General features: G+C 72.4%; 12 protein-coding genes. 7 read left to right on the top strand and 5 right to left on the bottom strand.

What is annotated here, in order from left to right:
• The first annotated feature begins 9 nt into the window (after window positions 1–9).
• A complete protein-coding gene (locus tag KIS93_RS17995) occupies window positions 10–3,057 on the top strand; it encodes an AAA family ATPase (RefSeq protein ID WP_080036507.1) in 3,048 nt (1,015 codons plus the stop codon).
• Between the two features lie 79 nt (window positions 3,058–3,136).
• On the opposite strand, the gene KIS93_RS17990 is transcribed toward KIS93_RS17995, so the two are convergent.
• Window positions 3,137–4,309, bottom strand: coding sequence for a TerC family protein (locus KIS93_RS17990; protein WP_080036508.1), 1,173 nt, complete (start codon window positions 4,307–4,309; stop codon window positions 3,137–3,139).
• Window positions 4,310–4,421: 112 nt separating this feature from the next.
• On the opposite strand from KIS93_RS17990, the gene KIS93_RS17985 reads away from it, so the two are divergent.
• Together KIS93_RS17985 and glnII are read left to right on the top strand one after the other, a co-directional pair.
• Window positions 4,422–5,513, top strand: coding sequence for an NAD(P)/FAD-dependent oxidoreductase (locus tag KIS93_RS17985; protein ID WP_080036509.1), 1,092 nt, complete (start codon window positions 4,422–4,424; stop codon window positions 5,511–5,513).
• 107 nt (window positions 5,514–5,620) lie between these two features.
• Window positions 5,621–6,640 (top strand): glutamine synthetase, encoded by a 1,020-nt coding sequence (gene glnII, locus KIS93_RS17980; RefSeq protein WP_080036510.1) that lies wholly within the window; start codon window positions 5,621–5,623, stop codon window positions 6,638–6,640.
• A gap of 40 nt (window positions 6,641–6,680) precedes the next feature.
• Here glnII and KIS93_RS17975 read toward each other — a convergent pair whose 3' ends face one another.
• From KIS93_RS17975 to KIS93_RS17965, 3 genes are all read right to left on the bottom strand, one after another.
• Entirely contained in the window at window positions 6,681–8,219 is a 1,539-nt protein-coding gene (locus KIS93_RS17975; protein WP_080036511.1) for an aldehyde dehydrogenase family protein, read from the bottom strand.
• Between the two features lie 32 nt (window positions 8,220–8,251).
• On the bottom strand, window positions 8,252–9,121 hold the full coding sequence (locus KIS93_RS17970; RefSeq protein WP_080036512.1) for a UTP--glucose-1-phosphate uridylyltransferase: 870 nt from the start codon (window positions 9,119–9,121) through the stop codon (window positions 8,252–8,254).
• Window positions 9,122–9,236: 115 nt separating this feature from the next.
• Window positions 9,237–9,785, bottom strand: a complete 549-nt coding sequence (locus tag KIS93_RS17965; RefSeq protein ID WP_080036513.1) for a TetR/AcrR family transcriptional regulator — start codon at window positions 9,783–9,785, stop codon at window positions 9,237–9,239.
• A gap of 123 nt (window positions 9,786–9,908) precedes the next feature.
• On the opposite strand from KIS93_RS17965, the gene KIS93_RS17960 reads away from it, so the two are divergent.
• Window positions 9,909–10,649, top strand: coding sequence for an SDR family oxidoreductase (locus KIS93_RS17960; protein ID WP_080036514.1), 741 nt, complete (start codon window positions 9,909–9,911; stop codon window positions 10,647–10,649).
• A 132-nt stretch (window positions 10,650–10,781) separates the two neighbouring features.
• On the opposite strand, the gene KIS93_RS17955 is transcribed toward KIS93_RS17960, so the two are convergent.
• Window positions 10,782–11,327 (bottom strand): cupin domain-containing protein, encoded by a 546-nt coding sequence (locus KIS93_RS17955; protein WP_329607691.1) that lies wholly within the window; start codon window positions 11,325–11,327, stop codon window positions 10,782–10,784.
• Window positions 11,328–11,408: 81 nt separating this feature from the next.
• Between KIS93_RS17955 and KIS93_RS65335 the strand changes: the two genes are divergently transcribed.
• From KIS93_RS65335 to KIS93_RS17935, 3 genes are read left to right on the top strand one after another with little or no spacing between them, the layout of a single operon-like run.
• Window positions 11,409–12,998 (top strand): SWIM zinc finger family protein, encoded by a 1,590-nt coding sequence (locus KIS93_RS65335; RefSeq protein ID WP_080036515.1) that lies wholly within the window; start codon window positions 11,409–11,411, stop codon window positions 12,996–12,998.
• A complete protein-coding gene (locus tag KIS93_RS17940; protein WP_186404293.1) occupies window positions 12,995–14,605 on the top strand; it encodes a DUF5691 domain-containing protein in 1,611 nt (536 codons plus the stop codon). Before KIS93_RS65335 ends, KIS93_RS17940 begins: the two co-directional genes overlap by 4 nt.
• A complete protein-coding gene (locus tag KIS93_RS17935; RefSeq protein ID WP_080036516.1) occupies window positions 14,602–15,666 on the top strand; it encodes an ATP-binding protein in 1,065 nt (354 codons plus the stop codon). The genes KIS93_RS17940 and KIS93_RS17935 overlap by 4 nt, the downstream gene beginning before the upstream one ends.
• Window positions 15,667–15,736 lie beyond the last annotated feature (70 nt).

Here is a 15,736-nt window from a genome sequence, read left to right as displayed (position 1 = left end):
GGGAGCTTCATGACCACCACAGTTCACCACGAAGGGCTGCGCGCCCCCGGCAGCGGGCCCACTGATCCCGAATCCGTGACCAGGAAGAAGATGCAGTTCTGGGACCGGAGCAAGTTCCTCATCGCCCTCGTCCTGGCCTACCTCGTCCTCACCTGGAAGGTGATGGCGGACTTCGCGGGCATCATCACCTTCCCGCAGGCCGCGCAGCAGATCGCGCTCGCCTACCAGTGGATCTTCTGGCTGCTCGGCGCGGAGCTGATCCGGCAGCTGCACTTCTTCGTCAGCGAGCACTGGTCCGGCTACCACCGCTTCTGGAGCCAGAAGGTCTTCGGCGGGTTCGAGCGCTGGACGCACCGCCGCTTCGACGACTGGACCCGCTTCCGCCTCGCGCGGGCACTGAAGATCGCCTTCTTCGTCGCGCTGGTCGCCCTGGTGCTGGGGGCGGTGCTGGACGTCAGCCCGTTCGCCGCGCTGCTCCAGGCGCCCGCGCTGCTGTGGCAGGCGCTGCCGTTCTTCCTGCAGATCGTCTTCCTGTTCTTCTTCGTCATCATCCAGTTCGTCGGCCTGTTCTGGTTCCTGTCCAGGGGCGGCGTCGAGACGTACTTCCCCGACGACATCAAGACCCGCTTCCACGACGTGTGGGGCCAGGACCACGTGGTCGAGCGCGTTCAGGAGAACATCGTCTTCCTGGAGCGGCCCGACGAGATCGAGCGGCGCGGCGGGTACGTCCCCAGCGGCCTGCTGCTGTGGGGGCCGCCCGGCACCGGCAAGACCCTCATGGCCGAGGCCGTGGCCGGCGAGACCGGCAAGCCGTACGTGTTCGTGGACCCGGGCGCGTTCACGAACATGTTCATGGGCATCGGCATCCTCAAGGTCAAGTCGCTGTTCAGGAAGCTGCGCAAGCTGGCCCTGCGGTACGGCGGCGTGATCGTCTTCTTCGACGAGGCCGACTCGCTCGGCAAGCGCGGCCGGCTCGCCCAGCAGGGCCCGCCCGGCCAGGGCGGCGGCTTCGCCGGGCACTCGACGGGCCTCGACGGCTGCCACGGCATGAGCTACATGTCCGAGGCCACCCGCCAGCTGCTCGCCTTCCGCGGCGGGCGCGGCGCCGAGGAGGAGCCGGGCCGCCGCAACCGCTTCATGATGGGCGGCGGCATGATGAACAGCGGCGACCCCGGCACGCTGCAGGCGCTGCTGACCGAGCTGTCCGGGCTGAAGAAGCCGCGCGGGTTCTTCAACCGGCTCGTGCGCCGCCTGCTCGGCATGCGGCCCAAGCCGCCGCCCAAGTACCGCATCCTCGTCATGATGGCCACCAACCGGCCCGACGCGCTGGACGAGGCGCTGCTGCGGCCGGGCCGCATCGACCGCATCTACAAGGTCGGCTACCCGTCCAAGGCCGGGCGGGTGCGCACCTACCAGGGCTACTTCGACAAGGTCGAGCACGAGCTCACCCCCGAGCAGATCGACAAACTCGCCACGATCACCCCGTACGCCACCGGCGCCACGATCAAGGACCTCGTCAACGAGTCGCTCATCACCGCCATCAGGGACGGCCGCGAGGTCATCACCTGGTCCGACGTGCTGCGCGCCAAGCGGCTCAAGCAGCTCGGCCCGCCCGAGGACGTCGAGTACATCGAGCGGGAGCGGCACGCCGTGGCCGTGCACGAGGCGTGCCACGCCGTCGTCGCCTACGTCACCCGCTTCCACCTCGAGATCGACATCGCCACCATCGAGAAGGGCGCCGACTACCTGGGCATGGTCGCCTCGATCAAGCCCGAGGACCAGTTCACCCGGTGGAAGTCCGAGCACGAGGCCGACATCATGGTCTCCCTCGCCTCGCTGGCGGGCGAGCGCATGTTCTTCGGCGAGGACAACTCCTCGGGCGTCTCCGGCGATCTGTACTCCGCGACGTACCTGACCGCGATGATGGAGTCGTACTGGGGCATGGGCTCGGGCGTCACCTCGCTGCCCGCGCTCCAGGAGCTGGAGATCATGGGCGGCAAGGCCGTCCGCAAGGCTCCCGGCGGGGGCGGCGGCATCGGCATCACCGACCGGGAGCCGAGCCGCAACCAGCCCGACCTGACGCCCGACGTGCTGGGCGAGCGCATCGAGTTCAACCTCGTGCGGCTGCTGGAGAAGACCGAGCAGCTGCTGCAGGAGCACCGCAGGGAGGTGCTCTGCCTGGCACACGCGCTGGAGACGCACAAGACGCTCAACGGCGACGACGTGGTCGCCATCATCCGCCGCGAGCCGGGGCCGCTGCTCGACGGCAGCGTCTACGCCTCCGACGAGCTGTACCAGGAGCTGGAGGACTACCACCGGGACGCGGTCAGGGCGCACAAGGAGCACAGCCACATCGAGCGCGAGCTGCCGGGGATCCAGGAGCCGGTGGCGGCCACCGTGAGCGCGGCGCCGGCCGGTCAGGGCGCCTACCTGACGCCGCCCGGCGGCGCCCCGGTGATCCAGGCGCCACCGCCGCCCCCGGGCACGGCCCTGCCCATGGTGCCGCCAGTGGGACCACCCGTGGGCCCGCCCGCGCAGGACACCCTGGCGGGCTTGCCCGCCGAGCAGTCCGACCGGCCCGAGTTCGTGCCCTGGGCGGCCACCCCGCAACCGGCGGCGGCGCCGCACCCGGTGGTGCCCGTCGTGGTCGGCGAGCCCACCGCCGCGCCGGCGCCGCAGAGCGCGGGGAAGCGGCGGATCGCGGGCCGGGTCTGGCTGGTCGTCGCCAGCCTGCTCGGGCTCGTGGCGCTGTCCGTCATCGCGGCGCTCGCCGTGACGGGCACGCTGGCGGGCGGGAACGGCTCCGGGGCGGCCGTGTCGGGCGTGGCCTCGCCCGGGCTGCTGCTCCTGCTGTTCGTCGTGGTCGTCGCGGGGATCGTGGGCGCGGGGCTGGCGTTCGTCGCGATCAAGGGCATCCGTACGGCGCAGGCCAAGGCGGAGCGGGAACGCGACCAGGCCCACGCCCGGGCCCAGCTCCTGGCCGCGGCGATGGACCCGGACACGGCCATGCGGCTGCTCGGCTACGACGGCAACAACGGCATCGACCGGCGTACCTGACCCATGAAAGGGGGGACAGCGTGCGGGCCGGGGCGTTCCAGCGGACGCCCCGGCCCGCTCGTCCGCGTCTACCCTGTGTTCACCCGCGTTCGTGTTCCTCGTGGGCGCGCCGCAGCAGCGCCGTCAGCTTGTCCTGCTCCCTGATCCGCCGCCGGTACTTCTCCGGCAGCCGCCGCAGCTGCTCCTCCTCGGCGACGAGCTTGGCGAACAGCTCCGCGCGCAGCTCCGGGTCGTGCTCGACGTCCAGGTACTCCTGGGCGTACCGGCGGGCCCTGGACACCGTGTTCTGCGCCCGTCCCTTGGGGCTGGCCAGCGAGGCCAGCACCGTGACCGCCAGCACGCCGATGATCACCGACAGGGACAGGCCCGTGCTGATCTCCACCACCGGCACCGGCTCGCCGTCGTTGATGAACGGCACGTTGTTCTCGTGCAGCGCGTGCAGGATCAGCTTCACGCCGATGAACGCCAGGATGACGGCCAGGCCGTAGGTGAGGTAGATCAGCCGGTCCAGCAGCCCGTCGATGAGGAAGTAGAGCTGCCGCAGCCCCAGCAGGGAGAACGCGGTCGCGGTGAAGACGAGGTAGACGTTCTGGGTGAGACCGAAGATGGCCGGGATCGAGTCGAGCGCGAACAGGATGTCGGTGCCGCCGATGGCGATCATGACGAGCAGCATCGGCGTCATGACCCGCCGGCCGTCCTGCACCGTGAAGAGCTTGTCGCCGTCGTAGGTGTCAGTGGTACGCAGCAGCCGCCGCGCCACCCGCACCATGAGATTGTCGGGGGAGTGGCCCTCCTCGCTCTCGGGCTTGAGCAGGTTGCCCGCCGTGAGCAGCAGGATCAGGCCGAACGCGTAGAACACCCACGCGAACATGTTGATCAGCGCCGCCCCCACCAGGATGAACCCGCTCCTCGCGAGCAGCGAGAAGACGATGCCGAACAGCAGCGCCTTCTGCTGGTCGGCGCGCGGCACCTTGAAGCTCGACATGATCACGAGGAAGACGAACAGGTTGTCGACCGACAGCGCCTTCTCCGTCACGTAACCGGCGAAGTACTCCGCCCCGGGCTCGGAGCCGCCGAAGAGCCACACGCCGGCGCCGAACAGCAGGGCGACGCCCACGTACAGGGCCGACCAGACCGACGCCTCGCGCAACGTGGGGATGTGCGCCTTGCGGACGTGGAAGACGAAGTCGAACAGCAGCAGCCCGACGATCCCCAGGATCGTCAGCCACCACACCGCGGCGGAAACGTGCACTCAGAGCTCCATGTGTGCCGGCCGTCGTGAGGGGAGTCGACTGTGAACGCGTGTTTCCGCTGGTGCTACCCGGCAGGCCGGGGCCCATGCCCGATGCGGTAGGAAGGAGATCATGCATGTGATCGTCATCGGCGCCGGCATCGCGGGCGCGAGCGCCGCCTTCGCGCTGGCCCGCAGGGGCGCGGCCGTCACGGTCGTCGACTCCGGCGCGGCCGGGCAGGCCACGGCGGCCAGCGCCGGCATCATCGCCCCGTGGGCCTCCGCCGTGGAGGGGCCCTTCTACGACCTGTACGCGGCGGGCGCCGCCTACTACCCCGAGGTCATCGGGCTGCTGGCAGAGGCGGGCGTGGAGCGTACCGACTATCGCCGCAACGGCGAGCTGCTCGTGCACGAGGACCCGGCCCGGCTGGACGAGGCGCAGGCCCGCGTCGAGGCGCGTGCCCGAGACGCCGGCCCGATCGTCGGCGAGGTGCGGCGCGTCGGCAACGACGAGGTGCGCGCCCTGTTCCCCGTGCTCGCGCCCACCCTGGAGGGCGTGTTCATCTCCGGCGGCGGCCGGGTGGACGGGCGCACCATGCGCGATGCGCTGCTCCAGGGCGCCGCCAGGTACGGCGCCCGGCAGGTGCACGGCCGGGCCAGGCTGCGCCCGCAGGGCCCGCCCCGCGTCGAGGTCGGCTCCGAGGTGCTGGAGGGCGACGCGGTGCTGGTGGCCTCCGGCGCCTGGGCCAACGAGCTGCTGGAGCCGCGCGGCCTGCGCCTGGCGGTCGAGCCGCAGCGCGGCCAGATCTCGCACCTGCGCCTCGACGGCGTAGACACCAGCCGGTGGCCGTCGGTGCATCCGCTGTCGCACCACTACATGGTGGCCTTCGACGACTCGCGGGTGGCGGTCGGAGCGACGAGGGAGACGGGCAGCGGGTTCGACGCGCGGGTGACGGCGCAGGGGCAGTGGCAGGTCCTGTCCGACGCGCTGCGGATCGCGCCGGGGCTGGCCGACGCCACGCTCATCGAGACGCGGGTCGGGCTGCGCCCGCTGCCGTCGGAGCAGGCGCCGATCGCCGGGCCGCTGCCGGGGCAGGACGGGCTGTACGTGGTGACGGGGTTCGGGGCGGCGGGGCTGACGATGGCGCCGTACACGGGCGACGCGCTGGCCCGCTCGATCCTCGGCGGTGTCACGGTGCCCGAGCTGGCCGGGTTCGCCCCTTGAGTAACCAGAGGCGTCCCGATTAACACGGCGTTCACATTCGGGCAAAAAGCGGGAAACGGGCATCCGTAAGACTCGGCGTGGCTGAGAAAAACCCCGAAAGGACCGCCGTGAGCTACAAGGCTGAGTACATCTGGATCGACGGCACCGAGCCCACCGCTCTGATGCGCTCGAAGACGAAGATCCTTGCCGACGGTGCCGAGCCTCCGGTCTGGGGCTTCGACGGTTCGAGCACCAACCAGGCCGAGGGTCACTCGTCGGACCGCGTGCTCCGCCCCGTGTTCGTCTGCCCCGACCCGATCCGCGGCGGCGACAACAAGCTGGTCCTGTGCGAGGTCGAGGAGATCAACGGCGAGCCGCACGCCAGCAACACCCGCGCGCTGCTCCGCCCGGTCGCCGAGCAGTACGCCGCCCACGAGTCCTGGTTCGGCATCGAGCAGGAGTACACCTTCTTCAAGGGCAGCCGCCCGCTCGGCTTCCCCGAGGGCGGCTTCCCCGCCCCGCAGGGCCACTACTACTGCGGTGTCGGCGCCGAGGCCGTGTTCGGCCGCGAGATCGTCGAGCTGCACCTCGACCGCTGCCTCGCCGCCGGCCTGAAGATCTCCGGCATCAACGCCGAGGTCATGCCCGGCCAGTGGGAGTTCCAGATCGGCCCGGCGGGCCCGCTCGAGGTCTCCGACCACATGTGGGTCGCCCGCTACCTGCTCTACCGGACGGCCGAGGAGTACGGCGTCGAGGCCACCCTCGACCCCAAGCCCGCCCGCGGCGACTGGAACGGCGCCGGCGCGCACACCAACTTCTCCACCAAGGCCATGCGCGAGAGCTACGAGGCCATCATCACCGCCTGCGAGGCGCTCGGCGAGGGTGACAAGCCGATGGAGCACGTCTCCCAGTACGGCGCCGACATCGAGCTGCGCCTGACCGGCCACCACGAGACCGCCCCGTGGAACAAGTACAGCTACGGCGTCTCCAACCGCGGCGCCTCCGTGCGCATCCCGTGGCAGGTCGAGGTGGACAAGAAGGGCTACATCGAGGACCGCCGCCCGAACGCCAACGTCGACCCGTACGTGGTCACCCGCCTGCTGGTGAACACCTGCTGCGCCGCCCTGGAGAAGGCCGGCCAGGTCTGACCTTCTTGAACAGGGGCCCCCGCCGAGCGGGGGCCCTTGCTCATGCCAGGCGGAAGTCCAGATCCGGGACGATGTCCGCCACGTCCATCTGCGCCTTCTGCAACCGGCCCGAGTGGTCCCAGTTCATCGCCTGCCAGCGGGTGAACTGGTCGAGCACCCACATGCCCGACTGGCGGCTGCCGTTGCCCGACTTGCCGTTGCCGCCGAACGGCAGGTGCGCCTCCGCCCCCGACGTGGAGTTGTTGACGCTGACCATGCCGGCCGAGATGCCCTCGCGGAAGCGGAAGGCGTGCTGCGGGTTCGTGGTGTAGATCGAGCTCGACAGACCGTAACCGGGCAGGTTGGCCAGGTCGAGCGCCTCGTCCATGGTGGAGAACGAGGTCACGCCCACGATCGGGCCGAACGTCTCCTCCATGAACAGCCGGTCGCCTGGCCGCACGCCGTCGACCACGACCGGGTGGTAGTAGAGCCCGTCGCCGCCGTCGAAGCCGCCGCGCGGGTTGTCCTTCGTGATGCGGCCCGTCGCGCCTGTCACGACCTTGTGATGCGGCTCGATCCAGGTCAGGTACTCCTCGTACCGGTCGGCGAACTTCCGGTCGAGCAGCGGCCCCGCCAGCACGTCCTCGGTCGGGTCGCCGATCCTGGCCGCGCCGACCGCCCGCGCGAACCGCTCCACGAACGCGTCGTGCACGCTCTCGTGCACGATCACCGTGCCCAGGCTGGTGCAGCGCTGCCCGGCGGTGCCGAAACCGGAGAACAACGCGCCCTCCACGGCCAGGTCGAGCTCCGCGTCCGGCATGATCACCATCGGGTTCTTGCCGCCCAGCTCCAGGCACGCCGACTGCAGGTGCCGGCCCGTCAGCTCGCCGATCTTCCTGCCGACCTCGCTGGAGCCCGTGAAGCCCACCTTCTGCACCGTGCCCTCGTCGAGCGCCCGCTCCAGGCCGCCGAAGGTGTCGGCGCCGCCGGCGAAGACCACGTTCAGCACGCCGTCGGGCAGGCCCGCGGCCGTGAACAGCCGGAACAGGGCGTGCGCGGAGGCGGCGGCGTACTCGGCGGGCTTCCACACCACCGCGTTGCCGCACAGCAGCGCCGGCACGAGATACCAGGACGGGACCGCCACCGGGAAGTTGCCCGCCGTCACCACCGCCGCCACCCCGACCGGGTTGCGGAAGGTGAACAGGTTCTTGTCCGGCATCTCCGACGGGACCGTCTGCCCGTACAGCCGGCGGCCCTCGCCGAGGAAGAAGTCGCAGGTGTCCACGATCTCCCTGACCTCGCCCAGCGCCTCCGCGTACGGCTTGCCGATCTCCTCGGTCACCAGCCGGGCCAGCCGCTCGGTGTTGGCCTCCACCAGCCGCCCGATGGAGGCGATCACCCGGCCGCGCACCGGCGCCGGCACCTTCGCCCACTCGCGCTGCGCGTCCCTCGCGGTGCGGCAGGCCGCCGCGAACGTCTCCGCGTCCGCCAGGCCGACCCGCGCCACGACCTCGCCCGTGCGGGCGGGATTGATCGATTCGTACGTGCTCGCGGCCGTCGCGTCCTTGCCGCCCACGATGGAAACGATTTGTCGGCTCACCGCTGCCCTCCTCGTAAGTTCTTTCGTAGACGCTAGCTCTCCCGGGCCAGTTTGCGCAGCTCCGGCCCGTACACCGGATCGGCCAGCGCCGCGGCGAACTGCGCCCGCAGGTAGTTGAGCGGCGAGCCGGTGTCCCACCAGGTGCCGTCGATGACCTGCCCGTACACCGGGTTGCCCGCGGCGTGGCGGTGCAGGGCGTCGGTCAGGTAGATCTCGCCCTCGGGGTGCTCGTGCCAGCGGCGCGTGGCCTCCTCCAGCTCGGCGACGACCCCCGGGGTGACGACGTACCCGCCGATCGCGGCGTACCGCGAGGGGGCCTCCTCCGGGCGCGGCTTCTCCACCAGCCCCGAGATGCGCAGGCGGCCCCCGCCGAGGTCCTCCTCGACGATCGGCACGCCGTAGCGGGAGGCGTCCTCCACCGCCATCGGCATCAGGGCCAGCACCGGCGCGCCCGTCGCCTCGTAGGCCGCCTTCAGCTGCTGCGCGCGCGGCACCTCCGCCACGAACACGTCGTCGGCCCACAACACCATGAACGGCTCGTCGCCGATCACCCGCGCGGCGTTCAGGATCGGCGTGCCGTTGCCGTACGGGCCGCGCTGGTACAGGTACGTGATGTGGGCCAGCGACGACAGCTCCGCCACCGCGCCGGCCAGGTCGTCCTTGCCGGCCGCGCGCAGCTCCCGCTCCAGGTCCGCGTCAGGGGCGAAGTGGCGCTGGACGAGGTCCTTGCGGGCCGAGGTGACGATCGTGATGTCGTCGATGCCGGAGTCCACCAGCTCCCGGATCGTGTGCTCGATGACCGGCTTGTCGCCGATCGGCAGCATCTCCTTCGGCAGCGCCTTCGTCAGGGGCAGCAGCCGGGTGCCCAGCCCGGCCACCGGGATCACGGCCTTGCGGATCATGCGAACTCTCCTCGTACGGACGGCGGGGGACGATGAGGACGTTACCGGTCGGAAATATCAGTACGTCTTCATGCCCCTGCCCACTGCACCCGGCGGGCCGGCGGTAAACCCGCCTTCAGCCGCGGCTGCGCACCCCCTCCAGGATGATCCGGATGAGGTGCCGGGCCCGGGTGTCCCACTCGTCCTGCTCCAGCCGGGTCAGGTAGCCGACGAGGAGGATGAGGTCGCGGGCGTCCACGTCGGGGCGCACCGTGCCGGCGGCCCTGCCCGCGTCGAGCAGCGTGGTCAGCGCGTCCCCGATCGGGCCGAGGCTGTGCGCGGACAGGTCCTTCCTGACCCCCGCCTCGACGGCGGCGAACACGCCGTGCTTGATCCGCGCGTACTCGACCAGCCGGTCGAGCCAGCGGGTCAGGGCGGTGACCGGGTCGTGCTCGGCGAGCAGCCGCGGGGCGGTCGCCACGAGCTCGTCCACGTCCTGCCGGTAGACCTCGGCGAGCAGGTGCTCCCGGGTGGGGAAGTGGCGGTAGAGGGTGCCCTGGCCGACGCCCGCCCGCTTGGCGATCTCGTTCAGCCGCACCTCGTCCGCGGTCGCGACGACCGCCCGTGCGGCCTCCAGGATGCGCTCGCGGTTGTCGGCGGCGTCGGCGCGGCGGGGTCGGTTCATCGGTCCTCACGGGGTTGGCTGAGCGGACATGTGTCCGGTACGGTGGGAGCCGTTGAAGCGGACACGTGTCCGCTTTGGCGTCCTTAAACGGACACGTGTCCACTCTATCGGGGGCTCAAGAACATGCCTGCCATCATTGACCAGGTCGTCGCCATCACCGGCGCCAGCAGCGGCATCGGCGAGGCCACCGCGCGCCTGCTCGCCGCGCGCGGCGCCGCCGTCGTCCTCGGCGCGCGGCGCACCGACCGCCTCGACCGGCTCGCCGCCGACCTCCGCGCCGCCGGCGGGCGCGCCGTCACCCGCGCCACCGACGTCACCCGCCGCGAGGACCTCGAACGGCTCGTCGACCTGGCCACCAGCGAGTACGGGCGGCTCGACGTGCTGGTCGGCAACGCCGGCATCGCTCGGACCGGCCCCGTCGCCGACCTCGACGTGGCCGGCTGGACCCAGATGATCGACGTCAACCTCGTGGGCGTCCTGCACGGCATCGCCGCCGCTCTGCCCGTCTTCCGCCGCCAGGGCCACGGCCACCTCGTCACCACCGTGTCCACGTCCGGGCTGAAGATCGTCCCCACCCAGGCCGTGTACGCCGCCACCAAGAACGCCGTGCGCACGCTGCTCGAAGGGCTCCGGCAGGAGTCGACCGACGGCGTCCTCAGGACCACCGCCGTGTCGCCCGGTTACGTCCGTACGGAGCTCGCGGACTGGATCGACAACGCCGAGGTGCGCGAGCAGGTGCGGCAGGACATGGAACGGCTCGCCATCGCGCCGGAGGCGGTGGCGCGGGCGATCGCGTTCGCCATCGAGCAGCCCGAGGATGTGGAGATCGGCGAGATCGTCATCCGCCCCACCGTGCAGGGCTGACCCTAGGGGGCGGCTGCCCGCCGGCCGCTCCAGCGCCTCCTCCACGCCGGCAGGCGGCGGCGCTCGCAGGACTCGCCCGCCCACCGCGTCCACATCGAGCAGGGTTCGGGCGAGGTCGGCACGGGCCGGACCCTAGGCGTCGAAGTCCGCGAAGTCGAAGCCCGGCGAGACCAGGCAGCTCACCAGCACCTCCGTGTCGCCCGCCGGGCGCGCCGACTGCCACACGCCGCCCGGCACGACCGCCTGCGGGACCTGCCCCCGCTCGACGTCGGGGCCGAGGACCACCGTCTCGTCCCCGATCGTCAGGTCGAGCGGCCCGCCACGGTGCCACAGCCAGATCTCCGCCGACCTGACCACGTGCGGCACCGACTCCTCACCCGGATGCAGCAGGAAGTAGATGGCGGTGACGCTGGCCCTCGGGCCGGGGTAGCCGTCCGGCGTGAACGTCACCGGCGACCGGTAGGTCTCCCTGAACCAGCCGCCCTCAGGATGGGGGAGCAGGTCGAGAGCCTCGGCGACGGGCGGCCGCTCGACGAACGCGACGGGGGCGCCCGTGACGTCCCTGCGCAGGAACCGGCTGCCGTCGAGGACGAGCTGGCCGTCGAGGCCGCTCTTCAAGGCCGCCGCCTCGTCGGGCACCTCGACGGACGGGCCGTCCGGATAGATCCGCAACTCCACGGGACAGAGTCTACGGGCCCGTTCACCGCATGATCCCGGGCCGCTTCTGAACTGTCGGTCGGACTGGCTAGTCTGCGGCGGGTGACTGAACGGTGGAGCCGCGACCAGGTGCTCGCCCTCGCCCCCGACGCCTCGTCCCAGAAGGCGGCCCAAGGGGTGGCGGCTGCCGGCAAGTGGGCGCTGCGCGGCACGACGGGCACGGTGCTGTACGGCGAGTGCAAGGGCAGCGGCGCCAAGCCGTACCTCGCCGCCGTCGACCTCACCGAGCCCGCATACCGGTGCAGCTGCCCGAGCAGGAAGTTCCCCTGCAAGCACGCACTGGGGCTGCTGCTCCTGTGGTCGGCCGACGGGGTGCCCGAGCAACCGGCGGCGCCGCAGTGGGTGACGGAATGGCTGGACGGCCGCGCCGAACGCGCCGCCAAATCGGCCGCCCGCCTCCAGGCCGCCCGCGCCGAGACCGCCCGCCTTGAGGCCGCCCGTCTGGATGCCGCCTCTGCAGACGGCGACACCGCTGGTGGCGCTGGCATCGGTGGCACGTACCTTGACTCCGCGCCCGGAGCTGTGGGCTCCAGCCCGGGCGCGGCCCTCACCGCCGGTACCGGCTTCGGTGCCGGCGCCCAGGCGGGCAGCCCGGGAGGGGACGGCCAGGCGGGCTTCGGCCCGGACGCGGGCGGTCCGGCAGAGGGCCGGCAGGCGGGTTTCGGCCCGGAGGCGGGCGGTCCGGCAGAGGGCCGGCAGGCGGGTGCCGGTGCGGAGGCCAGGGCGGGGACATCGGGCGGCTTGGCCGGGCGGGTCGAGTCCGTGCGGCAGCAGCGGGTCGCGGCTGGGCTGGCCGAGCTGGAGCGGTGGCTGGCCGACCAGGTGCGGCAGGGGTTGGCGGGCGCGCAGGAGCACGACTGGGACGGGCTGGCCAAGCGGCTCATCGACGCCCAGGCGCCCGGCGTGGCGGGCCTGGTGTCCCGGCTGGCCAGGGTGCGTGCGGAGGAGGGCTGGCCGGGCCGGCTCCTGGAGGAGTACGCCCTGGTCAACCTGCTCGCCATCGCCTACCGCCGCCGGGCCGCCCTGCCTGACGCGCTCGCCCAGACCGTCCTGATCCGCGTCGGCTTCCCCGTCACCAGGGAAGAGGTCCTGGCCGGCCCTCCGGTGCGCGACCACTGGGACGTCCTGGGCAGGCGCGACGAGGTACAGGACCGCCTGACGGCCCGCCGCGTCTGGCTGCGGGGCCGCCGCACGGGGCGGCCCGCCCTGGTCCTGTCGTTCGCCCCGCAGGGCCAGCCGCTGGACGCGTCCCTGGTCACGGGCACGACCATCGACGCCGACCTCACCTACTACCCGGGCGCCGCCCCTCTCCGCGCCTTGGTGGCCGCCCGCCACGACACCGTCGCCTCCGCCGGTGTGCCACCGGGAAAGTCGCCCGACGAGGCGCTCGACGAGGTGGCGGGCGCGCTGGCCGAGGACCCGTGGACGGAGTCCTGGCCGCTGGTCCTCACCGGCGTGGTCCCGGGGCGGACGTCGCTCGGCGGCCTGCCCCTCCACCCCCGGGCGCACGACCCCTGGCGGCTGATCGCCGTCTCCGGCGGACACCCGGTGACGGTCGCGGCCGAGTGGACACCGCAGGGCCTGCGCCCCCTGACGACCTGGGACGACGACGATACGGCGGTGATCCTGTGACCGGCTGGGACGAGCTGACCTCCACGGCCCTCGTGGGCACCGACCGCAGGCCGTACCCTGGCGGCGACCTGCTCGAAGCGGCGGCCGTCGAGGTGGCCCGCCGCCGCGCGGGCCGCCGCGCGGAAACCCCCAGCGACAGCGCCCACGCCAGCACCGAGCACAGCGGCAGCGCCGACCACGACACCAGCGCCGAGCACAGCGGCGGCACTGACGACCGCGATGGCCCCATCGACGCTGTCGGCCCTAGCGACCCCAGCAGCCCCGGCGGCCCCGAGGACGCGATCGATCCCGGCGACGCCGAGGACGGCATCGACCTCGGAGGCGCGAATCACGCCACCGGCCCTGAGGGCGCCGGCGACTCCGGCGGCCGGGGGAGCGTCGGCGGCTCCGGCGGGAGTGGCAGGGAGGCGGCGCCGCGGGAGGAGCGGGAGGCGGTGGGCAGGCGGGCGGCGGAGCGGCTGGGCCGGTTGCTCGGCGGTGAGCACGAGAGGCTGATCCCCGAGTGGCTGGCCGCCGCCGCGGCCACCGGCCGCAGGGTGCCCCCGTACGTGCTGCCGGAGCTGCTGGAACGCGGTCGCCGTGACCGTTCGATCAGGGTGCATCTCGGGGTGCTGGCCGGGCAGCGGGGCCGCTGGCTGGCGGGGCTCAACCCCGCGTGGGCGTACCTGCTGGAGGAGCCGACGGGCGAGACGTGGGAGCTGGGCGGGGCGGCCGACCGGCGCGCTCACCTGAGCGCGCTCAGGGCGGCCGACCCGGGCGAGGCGCGGCGGCTGCTGGAGGGCACGTGGGAGCGTGAGACGCCGGACGACCGGGCGGGGTTCGTGGAGGTGCTGGCCGACGGGCTGAGCATGGAGGACGAGCCGTTCCTGGAGCAGGCGCTGGACGACCGCCGCAGGGAGGTCCGCCAGGCCGCCGCGAACCTCCTCACCCGCCTGCCCGCCTCCCGCCTGTCCCGCCGCATGGCGGAGCGGGTGCGTGCCTGCGTGACGATCAGTGGTGACGTGATCGCCGTCGAGGCCCCGGCGGCGTGCGACAAGGAGATGGAACGCGACGGCGTCCGCCCGAAGCCGCCCCGTGGCATCGGCGAGCGCGCCTGGTGGCTGCAGCAGATCATCGCCCGCGCACCCCTGTCCGTGTGGGGGAGATCGCCGGACGAGCTGCTGGCGATGAAGATCCCCGACTGGGACGCCGAGGTGAAGGCGGCCTGGGTCCGGGCCGCGGTGTTGCAGAAGGACCCGGAGTGGGCGCGGGCGATGTTCGGCTGGGACCCGATCGCCGACCTGCTCGAAGCCCTCCCGCCGGAGGAGCAGCAGGAGCTGGCCGCCCGGTTCGTCCGTGGCCATGACCTCGACAGCCAGTTGATCATGGTGCTCGGCGGCGTGTCGTCCCTCTGGCGCGAGGGCCTGGCGACGGCCGTGCTCAACAAGATCGTGAAGGTGCACACCACGCAGCCGTGGAACCTCGGCGAGCTGGTCAAGCTGGCAGGCGAGCACATCGACCCGGCCCTGTTCGAGCTGGCCGAGGACTACTCGCCCGCCGAGCCCGTCCAGCAGGTCGCCGCCCTGCTGCGTTTCCGTGCTGACATGTACAAGGAGCTTGCCCGATGACCGTTCTGCGCCCGCACGCGGAAGACCAGTACGCCGAGGAGCTGGCCGTCCTCGCCAAGGACGACGACCGGCCGAGGCCGCCGGGCTGGAAGCTGTCGCCGTGGGCGGTGACCACGTACATCCTGGGCGACGGCGAGCGCATCACCCCCAAGTACGTGGGCGCGCGCCGCATCGTCGAGGTCGCCGTGGCCACGCTGGCCACCGACCGGGCGCTGCTGCTGCTCGGCGTGCCCGGCACCGCGAAGACGTGGCTGTCGGAGCACCTGGCCGCCGCGATCAGCGGCGACTCGACGCTCCTCGTGCAGGGCACCGCCGGCACCGCAGAGGAGGCCGTCCGGTACGGCTGGAACTACGCCAGGCTCCTGGCGGAGGGCCCGTCGTTCGAGGCGCTGACCCCGTCGCCGGTCATGCGCGCGATGGCCGAGGGCCGGGTGGCCCGCGTCGAGGAGCTGACCCGCATGCCGTCCGACGTCCAGGACGCGCTCATCACCGTCCTGTCGGAGAAGACGCTGCCGATCCCCGAGCTCAACCGCGAGGTCCAGGCGCAGCGCGGCTTCAACGTGATCGCCACCGCCAACGACCGCGACCGGGGCGTCAACGAGCTGTCCAGCGCGCTGCGCCGCCGCTTCAACACCGTCGTGCTGCCCGTCCCCGCCACCGCCGAGGAGGAGGTGGACATCGTCGCCCGCCGCGTCGCCCAGCTCGGCCGCTCCCTGGAGCTGCCGGAGACGACGACGGGGCTGGCGGAGATCCGGCGGGTGGTGACGGTGTTCAGGGAGCTGCGCGCGGGCGTCACCGAGGACGGCCGCACCAAGGTCAAGTCGCCCAGCGGCACCCTGTCCACGGCCGAGGCCATCTCCGTCCTCACCAACGGCATCGCCCTGGCCGCCCACTTCGGCGACGGGGTGCTCCGCCCGTCCGACGTGGCGGCCGGGATCGTCGGCGCGGTCGTGCAGGAGCCGGTGTCGGATCGGGTGGTGTGGCGCGAGTACCTGGAGACGGTGGTGCGCGAGCGATCCGACTGGCGCGACTTCTACCGCGCCTGCCGCGAGGTCTCATGAACGGCGCCCCCGCTCCCCGCGGCGACCGGACGAGCGGCGTCCCGGCGCGCCATGGCGGCGTTCCGGTGCG

It is taken from the genome of [Actinomadura] parvosata subsp. kistnae, from assembly GCF_900323885.1.
In the GTDB taxonomy this organism is placed as follows: domain Bacteria; phylum Actinomycetota; class Actinomycetes; order Streptosporangiales; family Streptosporangiaceae; genus Nonomuraea; species Nonomuraea composti.
This window is presented reverse-complemented; position numbering and strand designations above follow the sequence as displayed.